The sequence below is a fragment of the Ureaplasma canigenitalium ATCC 51252 genome, assembly GCF_000712165.1.
Taxonomy (GTDB): Bacteria; Bacillota_I; Bacilli_A; order Mycoplasmatales; family Mycoplasmoidaceae; genus Ureaplasma; species Ureaplasma canigenitalium.
In genome coordinates, this window is record NZ_KL544010.1 from 204,617 (window position 1) to 223,207 (window position 18,591).

At 29.1% G+C, this 18,591-nt stretch carries 11 protein-coding genes; 4 read left to right on the forward strand and 7 right to left on the reverse strand.

Annotated features, from left to right (window positions below):
* The first annotated feature begins 11 nt into the window (after positions 1–11).
* Positions 12–299 carry a hypothetical protein gene (locus T416_RS0102855; RefSeq protein WP_031489307.1) on the forward strand — a complete coding sequence of 96 codons (288 nt, stop codon included), beginning with the start codon at positions 12–14 and terminating at the stop codon, positions 297–299.
* Between the two features lie 74 nt (positions 300–373).
* Here T416_RS0102855 and T416_RS0102860 read toward each other — a convergent pair whose 3' ends face one another.
* The 6 genes from T416_RS0102860 to T416_RS0102885 all read right to left on the reverse strand — a co-directional run bounded on the left by T416_RS0102860 (position 374) and on the right by T416_RS0102885 (position 10,022).
* Entirely contained in the window at positions 374–2,977 is a 2,604-nt protein-coding gene (locus T416_RS0102860; RefSeq protein WP_031489308.1) for a DEAD/DEAH box helicase family protein, read from the reverse strand.
* Entirely contained in the window at positions 2,977–4,284 is a 1,308-nt protein-coding gene (locus T416_RS0102865; protein ID WP_318023710.1) for a site-specific DNA-methyltransferase, read from the reverse strand. The genes T416_RS0102860 and T416_RS0102865 overlap by 1 nt, the downstream gene beginning before the upstream one ends.
* On the reverse strand, positions 4,284–4,670 hold the full coding sequence (locus T416_RS04015; RefSeq protein WP_031489310.1) for a hypothetical protein: 387 nt from the start codon (positions 4,668–4,670) through the stop codon (positions 4,284–4,286). Before T416_RS04015 ends, T416_RS0102865 begins: the two co-directional genes overlap by 1 nt.
* Positions 4,671–5,573: 903 nt before the next feature.
* Positions 5,574–8,444 carry a hypothetical protein gene (locus tag T416_RS0102875; RefSeq protein WP_031489311.1) on the reverse strand — a complete coding sequence of 957 codons (2,871 nt, stop codon included), beginning with the start codon at positions 8,442–8,444 and terminating at the stop codon, positions 5,574–5,576.
* A 458-nt stretch (positions 8,445–8,902) separates the two neighbouring features.
* Complete coding sequence (locus T416_RS0102880) at positions 8,903–9,553, reverse strand: Fic family protein (protein ID WP_051675987.1); 651 nt, start codon at positions 9,551–9,553, stop codon at positions 8,903–8,905.
* Between the two features lies 1 nt (position 9,554).
* Positions 9,555–10,022, reverse strand: coding sequence for a hypothetical protein (locus tag T416_RS0102885; RefSeq protein ID WP_031489313.1), 468 nt, complete (start codon positions 10,020–10,022; stop codon positions 9,555–9,557).
* Positions 10,023–10,560: 538 nt separating this feature from the next.
* Here T416_RS0102885 and T416_RS0102890 point away from each other — a divergent pair.
* Positions 10,561–11,025, forward strand: a complete 465-nt coding sequence (locus T416_RS0102890; protein WP_156953987.1) for a hypothetical protein — start codon at positions 10,561–10,563, stop codon at positions 11,023–11,025.
* Between the two features lie 266 nt (positions 11,026–11,291).
* On the opposite strand, the gene T416_RS0102895 is transcribed toward T416_RS0102890, so the two are convergent.
* Entirely contained in the window at positions 11,292–12,554 is a 1,263-nt protein-coding gene (locus T416_RS0102895) for an ATP-binding protein (RefSeq protein WP_031489315.1), read from the reverse strand.
* 408 nt (positions 12,555–12,962) lie between these two features.
* Between T416_RS0102895 and T416_RS0102900 the strand changes: the two genes are divergently transcribed.
* Both T416_RS0102900 and T416_RS0102905 read left to right on the forward strand, forming a co-directional pair.
* Positions 12,963–17,888 carry a hypothetical protein gene (locus T416_RS0102900; RefSeq protein ID WP_156953988.1) on the forward strand — a complete coding sequence of 1,642 codons (4,926 nt, stop codon included), beginning with the start codon at positions 12,963–12,965 and terminating at the stop codon, positions 17,886–17,888.
* A gap of 284 nt (positions 17,889–18,172) precedes the next feature.
* Positions 18,173–18,591: site-specific DNA-methyltransferase (locus tag T416_RS0102905; protein ID WP_169737246.1), on the forward strand; the 419-nt coding region annotated here is incomplete at its 3' end.

The window sequence follows — 18,591 nt, forward strand, 5'->3', positions numbered from 1 at the left end:
ATGATTTAAAAATGAGTGTTGAACTAAAAAATGACCCAAGAGAGTTAATAAAAAAACTCAATAAATCTGAAAAATTGAACGGAAAATATAAAGATGAAATTATCACTTTAAAAGCTAAATTGAAAAGGTTGAAGAAAAAGTTCTTATTTACGAAGTGAAGGATGAACTCCAAAAAAATTATTTCCTTTAATGAAGAAGTAACTTGTAAACGTGAGAGAGAAGAAGAGAAGTTAGATACCGAGCAATCTTTTCATTATTTACAACAAAGAGAGAATTGAGTCTTAATGATTATCCATTAGAAAAATAGACTTAATTGAGAAAAAGGAAATACCCACTAAAATGGGTAATCCTGGTGATAGAAAAAAAATATCCTTTAATTTTTATCACTTTCCTTCTTTTCATCTAATGTTTTAGAATCATAAAATCCACACTGTGTCTTAAAAAGATCGACTAAGTATTTAATAAAAAAACTAATGCCATGTCGCTGATTATTTTTATTGAATAATTCAATTGTTTGATTAATTTTTTCGTTTGTACTACCCCCAGTTACCGTTAAGGATTCGCTACCTTTTTGTTTATCGATTTTAATTAGAAGTAGTGTTAATGAGTGGTGTTCGTCAAAGCGGTGGTTTAGATTGTTTAATGCATCTTCGATATATCCTTTATAGGCCATCTCAAGTGAGTCGGTCTTCTTTTGATCATAATCTGAGACATAGTCCTTAATTTCAATAATTAGTTCGTGTTCTTTGAATTTAAAGACAAAATCAGGGTACGAAGTTGCGATATGATGTTCGCTCTTATAATACTGGAACGAGGGTCCGTGAAGAGGATTCTTTGCTCATAAATTAACAAATGATGGATATTCATTTTTTAATTGATTAAGTTCAATTTTAAATTGATCAAAAAGTTTTTGGGTAAAAAGTAATTCATTCTTACTATCTAAATAGTGAATATAACGCTTCTTTTTATCCTTTGATGTATTGTAATAAGCATACCGCATCTTCTCTTCAGTAAATTCTTCTGAAAAATGAAATTTACATTCAGAAACATATTGATACCGACTATCAGGAAGTTTTCTTTTTTCCGTACAGATGGTGTATTCAAAATGTCTTTCTTTTTTCAAAGTGTACAAATCTTTAATTTCGACATATATCCTTCTTATATCAAGGAGAAGGTTATTGATGATATAAAATCATATTAGATTCTTTGTGATTCAAGGATGATTCTTAGCAATCACACTATAATTACTATTAATGAAGCGATTGATTTCTTGTGTAAGATGATTGCTAAAATACATCTTATTTTCTTCTAATACATCATCGATATATAAATCAAGTTCTAATAGATTAGTAATTAAATTATTAATTTTCTTAATCTTTCTAGAATCCTTTTTTTGTTCATCAAGTGTATTATCTGATTCATAGATTTCAGGTCTTGGAGCAATATAGTATTTAAGAGTATTAAGTTTATTCTCATCCTTCGTGTTTTCACTTTTTAAAAAGGATAATTCCTTTCTAATTAAATCAACACTAAGAAGGGAGAGTACTTTTTTAATATATGCATCACTTTCGATGATATCACGATTAATATTGGTATTAATTATTCCATAATGAAACTTTTTAACACTTGAATCCTTATTTCTGAATTCATCAATCAATTGATAAAAAAACCAATCTTTGTTTTTAGGTGAATGTTGAGTGTATAAGTAAAATTGGTTCATTATTGAATTGTCGTAATCAAAACTTGGATTTGCTTTGGTAAATTCTGGATTCGGGTTTCGTCTTATTCTACCAATAGTTTGAATTGACAAATTAATTGATTTAACATTTCTTACTTGGACAAGCATACAAGCTCGTGGAATGTTTCATCCAATGGACGGACCAATTTTGAAAATAATACAATCAACTCCTGATGAATTTCGGGAAATTGAGCTTAAAGAGATGTCTTCTTTGGTGTTGGTTCTTGGGTAAACTTTATTATCGCTCTTTTTTTCGTCACTATCAGTAAAATGAACCGCATAGGTTAATTGGTGTTTTTTAATGACTTGAAGTAACTCTTTAATTTCATTAAAAAATTCTTCTTCCTTCATTTTTTTCTTGTTAGCAACCTGGATTAACATACACGGATGAATTCCAACTAAACCTGGTTCCTTTACCGGATTACTATACTCTTGTTTAATTTCCTTAAATTTAAGACAAGCAGTATCTAGAATCATCGCATCAGTAACAGTTCCAGAAAGACCAACGTTTAGATTAAGTTCACTTTTCAAGAGTCGTGGGGTATCCTTGTTCAACTCTTCTTCGGTAATGATTACTTGTTCGATATTTTTACATTTAGGTGTAGCGGTCATTTTGATTATAAAATGAGCAATCTTCTGCATCATCCCTTCGAAATTAAGATTCAAATCAAAAAGCGATAAATTTTGCAATGCTTCATTATCGTAGTCGTGAAATAAGCCTTTTTTACTATGATTAACCTTAACCTGGTCTCCGTAGTGAGCTTCATCCCTGATGTAAATTAGTTGGTACCCTTTTTCTTCAATTTGGTTAAGAAAACTATGTAGTATTCCTTGCTCGGTTAGAATCTTGTTCGCTCCGAAAGACGATTTCCCAAAGATATAAACACAATTCGGTTTAGCTATCAAGTTATAGTCAGTATCACTCTTATCGGCACTGACTAAGCTAGGTGATTTAATATGAGTAACTTCGATGTTATTCCTAAAATAACTTAAATACTGTTTGTATTGATTAAGGTTATTTTCCATCTGTGCAGGTAGGTCACCAGATGAAAGAGTTGCGATCACAAATACAAATTGTTTACTTGTATTTAATCGACCAATTTCATTAATGACATTCGCAATCATAAAGGTCTTACCAGACCCAGTTGGTGCTTTAAAATAAACTTGTGAACTTTTATTTTCATCGTAAAACGAAACTAAATCATTAACAGCTCATTGTTGGGTGGTAGATAATTTCATTATTGGTCACCTTGCTTTTTCATTGGATAAAGTGACATTAAATTATACTTAATGTTATTCTTACCATTACTTTGGTCATTATTTAAGGTCAGTAGACCATTATCAATGAGACATTGATTGTAGTCTAAATAGATTTTTTCGGTGGTTGTTTTATTCTTATCAAAAAGGGAAATATCATAATATTCAATAGAAAATACTTTTAAATTTTTTCTGAATGGTGTGTTGTACTTAGTTCATTCAATTTTATTGCTTTTTTTAGTACTAAAACCTTGGTTCACCCGGTAAAGACGTTCATAACAAACATTTTCACCGATTTTATTTTCGTTATTCGTAACAAGGGTAAAAGTACGATTACCACCATCCTCACGATTTAATTCAAGTACCGCATGACCGGTTGTTCCAGAACCAGCATAAAAATCAAGGACACGAGCATTTTTATTAGGATGAAGGTTAATTAAAAACTTAATTAAATCAACTGGTTTAGGGTGGTCAAATACTTTAGTACCAAAAATAGCAACCTGTTCATCAGTCCCGATTGAACCATGAAGTCCGAGGATTAAATTATCATACTTCGCAGTTCTCATAAGCTGCTGATTACGATGATCTACAAATTGGTATTGCTTAGTATAAATTTTATTGTCCTTGAAAACGACAAAACCATTTTCAATTCCTCATTCAAGTTTACTTTTTGATCATCTTCACTGTCAATCCTTACCAGCATGTTGACCAGAATGACGCTTCTTTCAATTAGCATAAGATCCGGAAGGGTAGTATTTAATTCCTTCATAAATAAACTCATAGTCAAGATCTTTTGAATACGTAAGAGAACTAAAATCTAGTTGTTTCAACTTATACTTTCCACGGGTTTCAACATATTCATCTGTTTGCTTATATGAACCATCTTCTACATCTCTCATGTACGATGATGTTTTTAACTTTTCTTTGTTATAAGCATACATTAAGACGTATTCCGTTAAGACTTTAATGTGGGTCGCATCATCAGCAGAACCACTATTTTTCTTTTCTCAAACAAAATGACAAACAAAATTATTCTCACCCAGGATTTCGTCCATCATCACCTTAAGGTAAGCATATTCATAATCGTTAATTGAAACAAAAATTACTCCGTCATCCTTTAAGAGTTTAGGAACCATTTTTAAACGCTCATTGAGCATATTAAGTCAACCAGTCCGACTGTACTTATCACGATAGATGAACCGGTTTGATTCAACTTCACATTTTTCAGTAGCTAAGAGATTTCCTTCGGTTTTAGATTTATCAACATTGTATGGTGGATCAATATAAATTACATCATACTTAGATGTCTCTCTCTCTCTCTCTCTCTCTCGTTTTCGATGACAACTAAGTTTTTTAGAGCATCGAAGTTTTCACCAATAACTAGGGTGTTGTCAATTTTTTCCTCAGTGTTATTAAAGAAAGATCTTTTTTGATCTTTTTTTAAGAGTGCGATGGACTCGTGATCGAGAGCTGGTGCAATATCGAAGACTAGACCAGTTTTTACTCGATTAATTAACATGTAAAATGCATTATCAAGCATTCTTTCATCTAGTTTTTCAAGAATGCTGATAATCAAACTTTTCTGATCATCATTAATATCTTTACGACTGATGTTTTCCAATCGTTTTTGGTAATCGATGATTTTTTGATTTTTAGTTAGTTCATTATTTACCATACATTTGTCCTTTATCCTATATTAGATATTATATCTATCAATATAGTATACCAAGGGAATTTATTAGTAGGAGCGATGACAAATAATGTACATATTCATTATTTAGTATTTTTAAGTAACTTAAACCTAGGATCACCCCAAAAAGTGGACACTTATTAAATGAAAAAAGTAGATTTTTTAAGTTAATATAAGACACAAAAAAGGGTTAAAAATTAATGATATTGTAGAGCAATTAAAGTTAATAAAGAACTTATTTTATATAAATTTCAGTTAATTGACTATTACGGTGAAGAGTGGTTTGAAAATTTAAAACTATCGCGAAAATGTAATCACATTAAATTCCGTTTAGTTAAAGAATACGAAAAGACTGGTTTTGATTATAAAAAGTTCTTTATAGTTAATGGAATTTACAATGTTAACTCCCTTAGTAAATGACTTAGGGAATTAGCTAATCTTAGAAAAAGAAAAGCTTTAATAGATGTTTTAAAAGCGAGTGTTGAACTAGTACATAACCTAAGAGAGTTAATAAAAACCCAATATGTCTGAAAAATTGAACGGAAAATAAAAAATTGAAATTATCACTTTAAAAGCTAGATGAAAAAGGTAGAAAAGTTCTTGTTTACGAAGTGAAGGATGAACTCCAAAAAAAAATTATTTCCTTTAAAGAAAAATCTTGTCAACATCAAAGAAGAAATGAAGTTAGATACCGAGCAATCGCCTCATTATTTACAAGAAAGAGAGAATTGAACCTGGATAATTATCCATTAGAATATAGACTTAACTGAGAAAAAAGAAATGTTCATTGAATTGGGTAATCCTGGCAAGGTGCAAAAAAAGTAACTTCGTATCAACGAAGTTACTTTTTTTTATTGAAGAAAATGGATTTTATACCTTATTATTTTGTTAACTGTTTAATTCTTTCTCAGCTTCTTCTTTTTGTCTGTTTATGTCAATGAGTAGTTTTTCCTGGTTAATTATATCTGTTTCAGTTCTTGATATAGCACGGTTTCTTTCCTCAATTAACTTTTTAGTTTCATTTAACTTTTGATTTACATTTTCCTTGTTCTTGTTTAATTCATTAATTTGTTTATTCTTAGTTTGGAGTATTGAATTTAGTTGGTTAATTTTAACTTGTCCTTCCATATCTTTTTTAAGAGTTTGTTCAATGTTTTTTGATATCTCCTTCTTCTTTTCTTCGTGACTATGAACACGTTCTTTAAGTTGATCAAGGGTGTTGTTTGATTTTGCCTTTTCATCTAATTTTTTATTCAAAGTTGAATTCAATACCTTTTCTTGCTCTAAAGTGGAGGTAAGATTATGTTCGATTGAGTCAATTTCGTTAGTTATTTGATGACGGACCTTGTCTTTATCTTTAAGAATCTTTCCTTTTACTTCTGCCTCATCCTTAGCGGATTGTAATTTTTCTTCGGTATCAGATTTTAATGTTGTTAAATCCGAAAGGTGTTGTTTTTCTTGGTCTATTTCATTGATTTTATTGTTTATCTCGGCATTTTTTTCGTCTTTTTCTATATTTTTAGTTTCTATGTTCTCTTTTAAATTCTCAAGATGTTCTTCTGCTTGAGTTTTATTTTCTTTAAGGTTTTTTATGGTGTTTGTTAGCCTTTCTTTTTCTTCATTGAGTGAATTTACTTCATCATTTTTAGTATCGACTTGTTTCTTGTGACTATCTCGTTCTTGTTCAAGATTTTTCTTGTCTTTATTAAGTTCATTTAAGTTTTCTTGAATAGAAATAAGTTCTTCACTTTTAGTTTTTAAAACATTAGTTATTTCATCTGATTTTTGCTCTTTACCATTTAGTTCTTGTTTTAGTTCTTCAATTTCTTTTCTCAAATCATCACGTTTTTTTTCTTCTGTAGTTAGTTCTTGACGATCATCTTCAATACTCTTATTTAGAGATTCGAGTTCTTTTTCAATGCTTTGTTTTCTACCTTTTTCTTTTCCTAATTTTCCTGGAATATATTCTATTTCGCTTTTTTTATTAGCTATTTTTTGATTATGGTCGTTTTCTACTTTTTTTTGATTTTCATAATTTGTATTAGCTTCTTCAAAAGCTTTATTTTTGTCTTCTCGTACTTTTTCACTTTTATCTAATTCTGTTTTAGCGGACTCAGCGGCCGCTTTAGCTTCAGCACTCTTTTTTTCATTTCTTTCTACTTCGCCTTTTCAAAAGTTTTTAGAATTTTCTAGATGTTCTAATTGTTGTTCGATATGGTTTTTATCAGCAGCTAGTTTATCTATTTCAAGTTCTAAATCTGGATTATTATCTGGGTCTTCTTGACGAAGTCGATCTAATTCTTCGTCTATTTTTACTAGTTCATCTTCATTGTCCTTAATGTCTTTTTTAATCTTTTCGAGTTCTTCTTTACTTTTGTTTAAATTTTCTTCTGCTTTAACAGCGGCATCTTTTTTTTCCTGATGTTTTTTCTTTTTTTCATTAAAATCAGACTCTGCACTGTTTTTTTCAGTTTCAGCTGTATTCTTTATTTCTTCTAGTCTTTTAGTTTCTTTTTCGATTTCTTTGTGTTCTTTATTTAGTTTATTAAGTTCTTCATTTTTAGTGCTTAGTTCAGTTTCTAAGTTTTTTATTTCTTCTTCTTTTTTTGTTAAATTTTTTTCTATTATTGTTTTTCTATTTTCTTTGTTAGAGATTTCAGTTGTAAGATCTCCAACTTTACGATTAAGATCTTCTACAGATCCTTCTTTTTTAGCAAGATCGTTTTTCTTTTCATCTATATCTTTTGATATTTGTTCTTTTTCTTGATTTAATTCTTTTATCTCTTCATCAAGTTTATCCTTTTCTTTTCCCTTTTTATCAATTTCATTATTTTTTTGTTCTATATCACTTTCAAGTCTTTTTACTTCACCTTGTAGCTTAAGTAGTTCATCTTTTGCTTTTTCAAGAGAACTATTTTTATTAGCAAGTTCTCCTTCTTTTTCATTAAGTTCTTTTTTTGTTTCTTCAAGTTGATTAGAAACTTTCACTTCTTCTTTCTTTATTTTTGCTAACTCGTCTTCAATAGTTTTAAGTTCAGAAGATAATTTAACTTTTTCTTCTTCTTTATCTTTTATCAACTCATTAGTAGAAGCAATATCTCTTTCGGTATTTTCTTTTTTTGTATTTAGTTCACTAACTTTAGAATCAGCACTACCTTTATTTAATACAGCGTCGTTATATTCATTAAGTGCTTCTTTTTCTTCTTTTTTCTTTTCACTAATTCTATGGTTTAATCTACCAATTTCTGTGTCAATTCTTGTTTTTGCTTCATTTAAAGAAGCAATTTCATCTTTAAGAGATTTTACCTTCTTTTCTATATCACTCTTTCTAGATGTTTCTTTTTTTAGTTCTTCAATTTCTTTTTCAAGTTCCTTATTTAGCTGCTGAAGGACTTTTTCATTTTTCTTTTTTTCACTTTCTAATGAAGCTATTTCTTCAATAGCAGTATTTCGATCATGAATTGCTTTGTCTAGGTTGTTATTTATGTTTCTCAGTTCTTCTTCTTTAGTGGTTAAAGAAGCAATTAGAGACTTTCTTTCTTCCTTTAATAAAGAAGTTTGATTCTTTAGTGAATCAAGTTTATTTTTAGCTTCGTCTAATTCTTGTTTTTTAAGAAGAACATTATTTTCGAGCCTAGATAAAAACTTGTTTTGGTAGTTTATATGGTCATAAACAAGAAATGAAGCTCAAGAAGCACCTAGGATCGCTGTTGGAGTTAATAAAATAGTAAGAGCTATTTTAGTATGCTTTTTACTCATTATAAGTCTCCTTGAATAAGTAATTTCTAGTGTTAATATACAACTTTATATTTGTTAAAGTTTTCTAAATCCTTAAAAAAAGGGGGTAAATGTTAAGCTCATTCATATATTTGTACCTTTTTTTATAGTTTTTAAAAATTTTAAGAAAAAAACTTTTGATTAAGTTAGAGAACAATTTAAGGATCTTTCATCAAGTCAACAAAATGAATTGGTTAATCAGTTAGAACAAACTCTTAAATTAGTATCAGCTCTTTAAAAGATAAAAAAAAAAAAAAAGAAACACGACATCTCAAATTGCAGAACAGTTTGAGGTGTTTTATTTCGTATTTTTTTATAGCTCTTTAGTATTTTGTTTCATTTAACATTTGCTAATCAATTCGATAACTTATTGGTATGTTAATGATGAAATATCGTACTGATCAAATAATTCACTTTACATTACCAAGGTATCTTTATCATTATACTTTTTTTAGCAACTGAAATAGTTTTTCAACTTCATTTTCATTCTCTCTTACTTTGTTTAGCAAATCAAAGTAAGAGTGTTTAGTACTGTAATCGACATATAAGATGTCTAAATTGTTTTGAATCATCATTAATGTCATAAGCAAACGACCAGTTCGACCGTTTCCATCGGAAAAAGGGTGGATGGTTTCAAATTTCACATGGTATTTTAGGATGATATAGTATTTAGTTAAATCATCTCTGGCATTACTAATTTCGTTCTGGTAATCAAGATTGATTTTACTCAGTTCGGAATCAACTAGTTTACTAGGACAAGTAAGAAAATTTTCTCCATTGATATAATTATCATTGGTTTTAAACTTTCCGTTATTTTCGATAATATTTTCCATTATTATCGAATGTAAATCAAGAATTAAATGGTTATTGATTGTTAAATCACGATTATTAAAAATAAACATCAATGCCTGATAAAAATTTTTAGTTTCGTATATTTCGCGCATCTTTTTTTGATTCTCGAGACTTACCTTACCATCTACAAGTAAATCTCAAGTATCTTTAAGAGAAAGGGTATTACCTTCAATTGCAACAGAGCTGTGGGTTAACTTAACCGCAACTTCTAGTATTTCTTTGTTTGTTTTTTTGCTCATTTTATGCTCCAGTTCAATTAGTAATTTTCTTTATGGTATCAAGAAACTTTTTTTGCTGGTTAATAAAATTGTTGAATTCGTTTTCACTCATTTCCATATCATTCAAGAACTTAAAACAATAATTAAAGTTAATGAATGAAACGATGTTAAAATAAAAGTTTTTTTTCTTATATTTTGAACATCTATGATAAAGAAGATTGTAGTCATCAATGTTAATTAAGTTTCTTATAATTGAAGCATTTAGATATTTTGTTTTAATCTTCGGATTAGAACAAAAAGCTTCAATTTCTTGATAAATATTTAATAAGGTATTTAAAGTATTTAGACTTAAATGAGTTTTAAGTTTGTAATGATAAAAATTAATTTCTTTTTGATGGATAAAACTATTGAGTTCCCTTTCGTTGAAAACATCATTTAAAAAATAAGCTAATAATCTTATTTTCATCATTTTTTCATAGTTAGGAGTCACAACATCTCACCACCTTTCTAATATTATATAAAAAAGAACATTTTGATTAGAGTGGAAGAAAGTCTAAAAATTTTTGATTTCGAAATTATAAAGATTGATTGCTAATAAATATAAGATTAGAACTAACTAATAAAAATTGGTAAAAACATTTCTTTGTTTAGCATTATGATATTTTTGATTGTTTTTAGAAGTGAATTCCATGTTTACCCAATTTGGTAGACATTTACCTTTCAAAGTTAAGGCTATATTCTAAAAGAGATTCTAGAAGTCGCAACACTATACTCTCTTTGTTGCAAATCTGGTAATGTAATAGTCAACTTTCTTTAAGTAATCCTAAAAAACTGATTTCAAAGTATGAAAACACCTTTCTCTTCCTATATTTTTCGGTCACTTGTTTTTTTGTGTTAGCATTTCAAAGAAAAAAAAGCAAGAACATGCAAAAATCTCACTAGAGATTTTAGAAGAATCTAAAGATCGTAAAGTAGCTAAAATTGTTGCTAAATTATTAAAGATTCTAGTAAAAAGTAGGGATTCCGTTATGATGACTGAAGAATTAAAGAAATTCTTAAAAAGACTCCACGAAAAAAAGAATGATAAAGAGATTGTGGGCATTGGTGTAAAGAATATTATGAATAGATTAAAAGACCCTATGAACATGGGTCTTACTACGAAAGAATGAAATGCATATAATGGAAAAGAAGGATATATAGTATCTATCCAAAAAGAAGCATTAGCAACTTTCAGAATTGATTTAAATAATGTAAAAACTTGAAATGATGTTGATGATAAAACAAAAAAAGAATTCGAAAACTTTATCAAAAAATATAAATCAAAATATGGAAAAAATCTAGGTTTTTGATATGAAAATGCTAAAAAGGAAATTGTTTTAGATGTAGTGGAAATAGTTAAAGATCTTGATGAAGCTATAAAAAAAGGTGAAGAATTAAACCAAGATGCAATCTATGATATTAAGAGAGGCACGGCAATTATATTAAAAAATTAGAAACACGACACCTCAAATAGCAAAACAGTTTGAGGTGTTTTATTTTGTAATTTTTAGTGGTTCTTTGGATTTTGTTTCATATAAGAAATTTGCTAGTCAATTCGATAACTTATTGATATGTTAATGATGAAATATTATGTAAATTATAATGAGCCATCTTCTAAAGATTGTATGAAAGCAATAATGAAAGTAAAAGACACAAGTTTGTTTAGTATTATAATGTGAATAAAAAGAGCAAATATCTTAAAATGATAAATTTGTTTTAATTAATCCCTTAAAACACCAATCGGGATAACATAGATCCCATCTTCTCTTATATAAGCATATCCTTTTGCTGTAATTATTGCTTTAAAAGTTGGTTTACCTCGAAAGTCTCCAACTATCTTATTTTCTAGTTTATTAAGGTTTTTAACAGCTTCCGGGAAATATCCTTCACCTAATTTGATTTCAATTAAACCATATCGACCATCATTAAGGCAAACTACCGCATCGACTTCAAGACCCGAACTATCACGATAACTATAAACTTCACCATCATAAGCTGATAGATAAACCTTAAGGTCACGCATTACCATTGCTTCAAATAAAAAACCGAATGTATTTAAATCATTAAAAATATTATGTTCATTGATTTTTAATGAAGCACAAGCAATACATGGATCAATTAGTGACATAACTGGAGTGGTTCTTATGTTCGTTTTACTTCTCAAGTTAGCGGTAAAGTGATATGTATAATCGATAATGTATGCATATTCAAGATTCTTTAAATATCTTTTTAATGTTGAAAGTGAAATGTTTATTTTACCACTGCCTGTGATATCTTTTAAAATGGTATCAAGTTTAAGACGACATCCGATATTTCTTGAAATACTTCGTAGAATAAGGTCAATTAAAATAGGGTTCTTATTTTTCTTATCTTGATGGAATAAATCATTGTTAATGAGTCCACTATAGTAGTTTCTCGCCTGTGTTAACTGTTGCTCCTTAGTATTAAATCGAAAAATACGTGGAAACCCACCACGTACAATTAGGAAAGCAACATCTTCCATCGAGTGTTTAGATTGACACATTTCAAACTGATTATTGAAGAGCATAAAAAGCGAAACTTCACCTGTTGAATCATTAGATTCATAAAGAGAAAGTGTTCTCATTGTAATATTAACGATTCGATCAATACCACTATGAAGGGTGTTTTTTCGTTGACCACTATTTGAACCAGTAAGAATAAATTGACCCACTTCACCCCGTTTGTCAACTTCAAATCTCACAGCATCAAAGATTGCTGGTGCTAGTTGTCATTCGTCAATTAATCTTGGTGTTTCACCTTTTAATACGAAAGAGGGCGAAGATAAGGCTAACTTCATATTTTGGAAATTACCTTCTGAATCATCTAATTTAATAAAAGACTTAGCAATCTGCATAGAAGATGATGTCTTACCACAAGCTCTTGGTCCAGTTAATAAAATAGCATCGCACACATTCAACTTTTCCTTTAAAATCTTGTCGATTATTCTTTTTTGATATCCCATTCTTTATTTTCCTTTTCTTTTATTAAATTATTAATAATTATAGTTTAATTAGTCATTTTTAAATAGTTTTTGAACCATTCTGACAAGTTTTTTTGACCTATTTTGACTGATTTCCGTGAACCATTCTGACAAGTTTTTTTGACCTATTTTGCCAACTTTAAATTTATAAGTAACTTTTTTTATTAATCATTAATTAGATTTTATCTAGTAAGTGTAGACGACTTTTTTGTCATTATGAGAACATTATTTGACTTATAAACAGATATTAATAAACAATTAGATGATGATTAAAATATTGCTTTATTATTAATTAATATAGTAGTAAAAGTAAAAATTCTTTTTTTAAAAAGAATCTTAAGAAAACATCAATCCTATTTGTGTTCAGATTTACTTGAAGGAGAGAGATTAATGAAAAAAAATAAAGTTCGAATCCTAGCTAAGGTAATTGGATTATTAACAATTACTAGTATCTCAGCATCCATTGTCGCTTCATGTGCTAAAAATAACCAGACTAAGGATGAAACAATTTCTGTCCTTGGAGTTACTTTTAGTGATATCAAGGAAGATTCTGCTTTGATTACAATTAATTTAGCATCCGATGTAAAAATCAATCTAGATCAAACTAATCTTGTTCTTTCAAACCTTTTTAATACCAGAAAAGAATTACATCATCCAAAAGTTGAAGGGACAAAAATCATTTTTAAAGTTAACCAATTGCATCCCGATGTTAGATATATGATTAGTTCGTTGACCATTAATAATCAAAAAATTGAGCTTAATCCTAAATGAAAAATTGATTTTGAAACACTACCGAAAAACCAAAAGTTAATGATTAATCTCATTGAATTTTTTGATATCGACGAAACTAGTGCGAAGCTTAGAATTAACCATAATTTTAAAGATCCTACTTTGCTTAATAAGGTCAAATTCATTTTTGATAAGGATGTTGAAACGAAACTCATTGACTATGATTTAAACTATGCTACATATGCTCTACATAATCTTAATTCTAACACTAGTTACCAATTAAAAGGAATTACTCTAGATGAAAAAGCAATTGAGTATAATGCTAAAAATGGTACTTTTAAAACGAAGACCCACACTGGTGAAATGAAACTAGAGATTACTGATTTAAGTGTTGTTCCTTCGATTTTTTCAAGCACTGTTAACCTTAGACTTAATCAAGAGTTAAGTAAAGCAGATATTACTTTTTCAATTAATAATCAAGCTTATCAATTTAAAAATGTTAGTTCATCCAACAAGAACATTACTTTAAATATTGATCATCTAACAAAAAATACTTCATATACAATTAGTAATATTACTATCAACCAAGAATCCTTTAATGTTAATAAAACTTTTAAAACCCTTGATGAAACGAAGAATGATGAAGGTAAGAAAAAGGACGATGTCCCACCAAAAAAACCAAATCCACCTGTTAATCCTATACCGGATGCACCAGAACAAAACGACCTTGAAATTAAACAATTTTCGGTCTTAAATAAAACTAGTAGTACAGTTCAGCTAAGAGTATATTTTAACCACCACACAAATAGTCAAAACAACCCTATTTTCACTATTGTTCTTACAAACAATGTTACTAGTGAACATACACTAAACGAGCATTTAACTAACCAGGATTACATTGATTTTCATATCAATAATTTAACTCCCAATACAACTTATCAAGTACTGGATTTTAAGATTAATAATCAATCCATTTTAAACCATCATTCATTTGTATTTAGTACTGATAGTAATGTTAATGGTGATAATGAAGATAATCAATCTAATACGACAAAGGAAGGTAATCCTTCGCTTGCGAACCATACGATTTATTATGACAAAGAACTAAATGTACAGGAACAAACTCTAAATACCTTTAATGATTTAAAAAAGGAAAGTAATCTAGAGAATTACTTCAATTTTATTAATCAAAAAAATAACGACCAAATCGTAAAAGAAGATTTTGTTCGACACGAACAAAATGAGATTATTGATTATCGAATTGAAAATAATAAACTAATTATTAAGTTAAAAAAGGTTAGTGGACTATTGAATGATATTAGTCTAAAAATCGAAAGAAACAGTAACACAGAATTAATTAATCCAAAGTCTAGTGAAAAAGACATTCTTGTTTATATGATTGATAATCTAACAAATGGTGAATTAATCAAAATCCTTGGTCTTTTTGATCATACAAAGGAAGTTACTCCTTTTAAAAACAAAGGACTTGAAATAAGAAACAAGAGAACAAATAGCAAATCATCCAGTTTTTCTTTTTCAAGTTACTCTGATTGACAACTTGAAAAAGAAGATAGTAATAATTATCGATTTAATTTTAGAGCATACCGCTCGGTTTCAAACATCGACTGACCTGATGCTTTTTCATTAAAGGTTTTGAATCATCAAAACCAGATTGAATACATTGATTTAAAGTATAAGAGTAACAGGGATGAAGAACAGAGGGATATTGTTGGGAATATCCCTAAAATGAAGGTAAAAAGAGTTCTATCTCTAGTTCTAAAAGACGGAAAAGATTACTTTGATTTAACTAATTTTAATCATTCCATAATTGTTCCTGACCAAATTGATGATGATACTGACGAACACTTTAATATTGAACAAGTTAGTGTTATGAATGATACCGTTAAAGTATCATATACGAATGATATTGCTAAAAATATTAGTAAGGTACAATTTTTAATTAAGAGTCTTAATCCCCTTCAACCTTGGTCAAAAATTGTTAACGGAAACCTTGACCACGAAAAGCATATAGCTACTTTTAATGTTGATTTACTACCAAAAAATATTGCAGAATATATTATTGTAGCTACAAGTTTTAATAATGAAGTTATTGATTATGGGTTAAACAAGAAGTATCAATTTAATACTAATTTGATGGATAAGGAATACCATTTAACTGATTTTAAAGTTATTAAGGATGAGACGAATAAACAACTTTATGCATCAGCTAGTTTTGATTTTAATAATCAAGATTTATCGTATTTCAAAGATAAATGGTTTCAGTTTATCTTTGAACCTGAATTAAAAAAAGGTGAAGAACAATATTATCAATTTAATTTTGTCAAGGAATACAAAATTAATGTTCCCTTCAATCACATCTGAAAGTTTGGTCTTAATGGGTTTTATGAAAATACAAAATACACTTTAAAGAAAGTTAAAGTAGTTGAACCATTTACCCAAAACGATTATTATGATCGTTTTACCTTAGTTGATAACCTAAAAAAAGACTTCGCTTACCATTTTAATTATCAAGTTAATTTAAATAATCAAGTGATAAAGGATAAACCGAATCATCATTTTAACTTAGTTGATCCGGACTTAATTACAAACCGACTTGATCTAACACGAGCTGATTTAATTAATTATTGGTTAAATGATGAGAGTAAAACGAAAATTCCATATTCCATTCAAAACCATTATGCTCTTATTGAATACGAAAGATACCATTTCTATAAAAATGTGATTGGTAATATTAAAAAAAGAAAGCATTTCGTTCTTGTTAATGAGAATAATATAGAGGTTAATATTCGTGTTCTTGGTGGACGAAAAATTATTGATAATGCCATTCCAGTGATAAAGGATGATCACAAGAAAGTCACTATCACCGAAGACTTAAATCAGTACATAGGACTTGAAAAGATTAAGGATGATGCTTTTTTCATCTTCCGGATGGAATTAGATAACCAAAAACGAAAATTATCAGAACTAACCCCACTTGATCCAGCTTCCATAACAGCGAAATCGTTTGTCTCAATCCCAGTTAGTCTAAAGGATATTTTTGAACATAAGGTCATCGAAGATTTATCGTTTAGTTTCCTACAGACTCGTGGTGATGTAAGATCCCACAGGACGATTCGTCGACAAATGCAAGACCGATTTAAATTTAAGGTTAGTTTAATTGATAATAAACTAAAACTAGAAATCATTCCAAGATACCATAATGTACTCATCTTTGATAGTCTTGCTGACCATTATTTCTCATTAGCAAATTCAACTTTTATTGGTAATGTATCATCAACCCTTCACTGGATTAAAACTAAAGATATTAACTACGATATTACATTTAATGCGACACCTCTGAAGGATAACCTTTCAACTGGTTTAAACGAAACCTTTATCGATAAGACTATTGAAGATAACGAAGAGTTATTTAATAAAAATGTTAAAGTAAAAAACAAAAAAGATAGTATTAAACGATTGTACAAGGAGGATCAATCAAGTAGTACAATAAACATCAGAAATCGTTCATTTGCTATTCTTCAAAGTCCGAGCGGAACCTGGAGTGTTTTAGGAAAAGTGAAACCACATGATGATTTCGACTACAACTATTATGTAATTACGAATTCACATGTCTGAAAAGTTTTCCCGAAGAATGTTGGAACCACGATTGATGGTAATGGTTATAAAATTCTTGATAACACTAATTTTAAGGTCCCGATTGTTTTAAATCGACCAAATGATCCAAGCATCCCTCATAAAGATCCTTATTTTGACCGTTCAAATACCTGGAATTTAAATCAAATTCCATTTAAGATTGAGTCGATAGTTGACTTTGATAATGATCAATCATTTCCACATCCCGAGCAGTTTAAAGATACCTATGGTGATTCAGTTAGAACGAATAACGGAATTGATAAATGAGTCCTTGGCCGTGCTGATTTAATCATCGCAAAAGTTGATATGTCGTTCTTTTTTAGGAATTTTAGTCTTGATACCCTTGAAAATGCAACCTTTAACGGAATTCCTCTAAATAATCGTCAAAAAGAAATCGTTAGATTCTTTTTAAATTGAAAGAATCTTCCTTTTATGACCATTTCAACATACAATCGACATCTAAGTGAATACTATAACCTAAACTGGTTTGCAGCGACTTATCCTGGATTACCATCAAACAATAAAGACTCAAGAAGTGGTAAACGATATCGTGAGTATCTACTTGGAAATACTGATGACATTTTCGGTGTCGTTAATTACCTTGGAGCGACTTCGAAGAATCCCCTTGTCAAGTTTGATACTAGTCTAGTTGACTCAGGTGGTGGATCATCTGGTACATCGGTATATGACTCTAAAAACCGTCTTGTTGGTTTCTTCGTTGAATCAACAAGAGGAGCGAAACAAGATGAAAAAGGTGAAGCTGGTATCTTTATTATTGACGGTCATAAATATAAATTCTTTGGGGATGGTTCAACTCCCCAAAACCAAGGTTCATTTTATGAACGAGTAAGATTGCTCGCATATTTATACCCTGATCGATATGAAAATGAGAACTTCAAGAATATACCGAAGTTTTACAATACGATTGAGTAAAGTTTAATAAGAAAAAACACCCTTTACACGGTTTGTAAGGAGTGTTTTTTTGATATGTGATGTTAGTTAGTCATTAAGACACAGGTGTCTAGTTCTTTTTCCATAGAAAAAGGACAATACAAATAGTTAACAGTATAAGTTTATAATTATCTTAGTTGTCTACTAAGTAAAATGTATAATGGTATAAAAAACGGATGGATGTAATGTGAAGTTTCTTAGCACTTAATGTTTTTTGTCTCCTAGTTTATAAATAAATTAATAAAAGATATATAAGGATGAATCGTATGGATTTAAAGCAGAGTTTACTTGATTTAGTTAAAGGAAACGAAAAATACTATTCGACTGAACAAAATAAATTGCTTCTTGGAAATATTTTTGTTGCTGTAAATAACCATGATCCTGATTTCTTTAAATTACTCTTCCATAATGAATTAATGAAGCGAACCTTTTTTAGCAAAGTTGATGATTTTTGAATTTTTAATGATCAAAAATTCATTGACTTTATTAACTTAAAAGACTTTATGCCAGACAGTTTTACATCCTTTAAAAATAAAATTGGTTTAGTGGATAACAAGGGTGAGTTTTTAAGTGAAAAAAGTGAAGTAGTCCTTTCGTTTCCATACAAGGATTGTCTTCTAGTTGGTAGTCAGGATAAGGATGATCAAAAAAGTACTGAAGTATTGCTAAACGAAACTTTAGCACT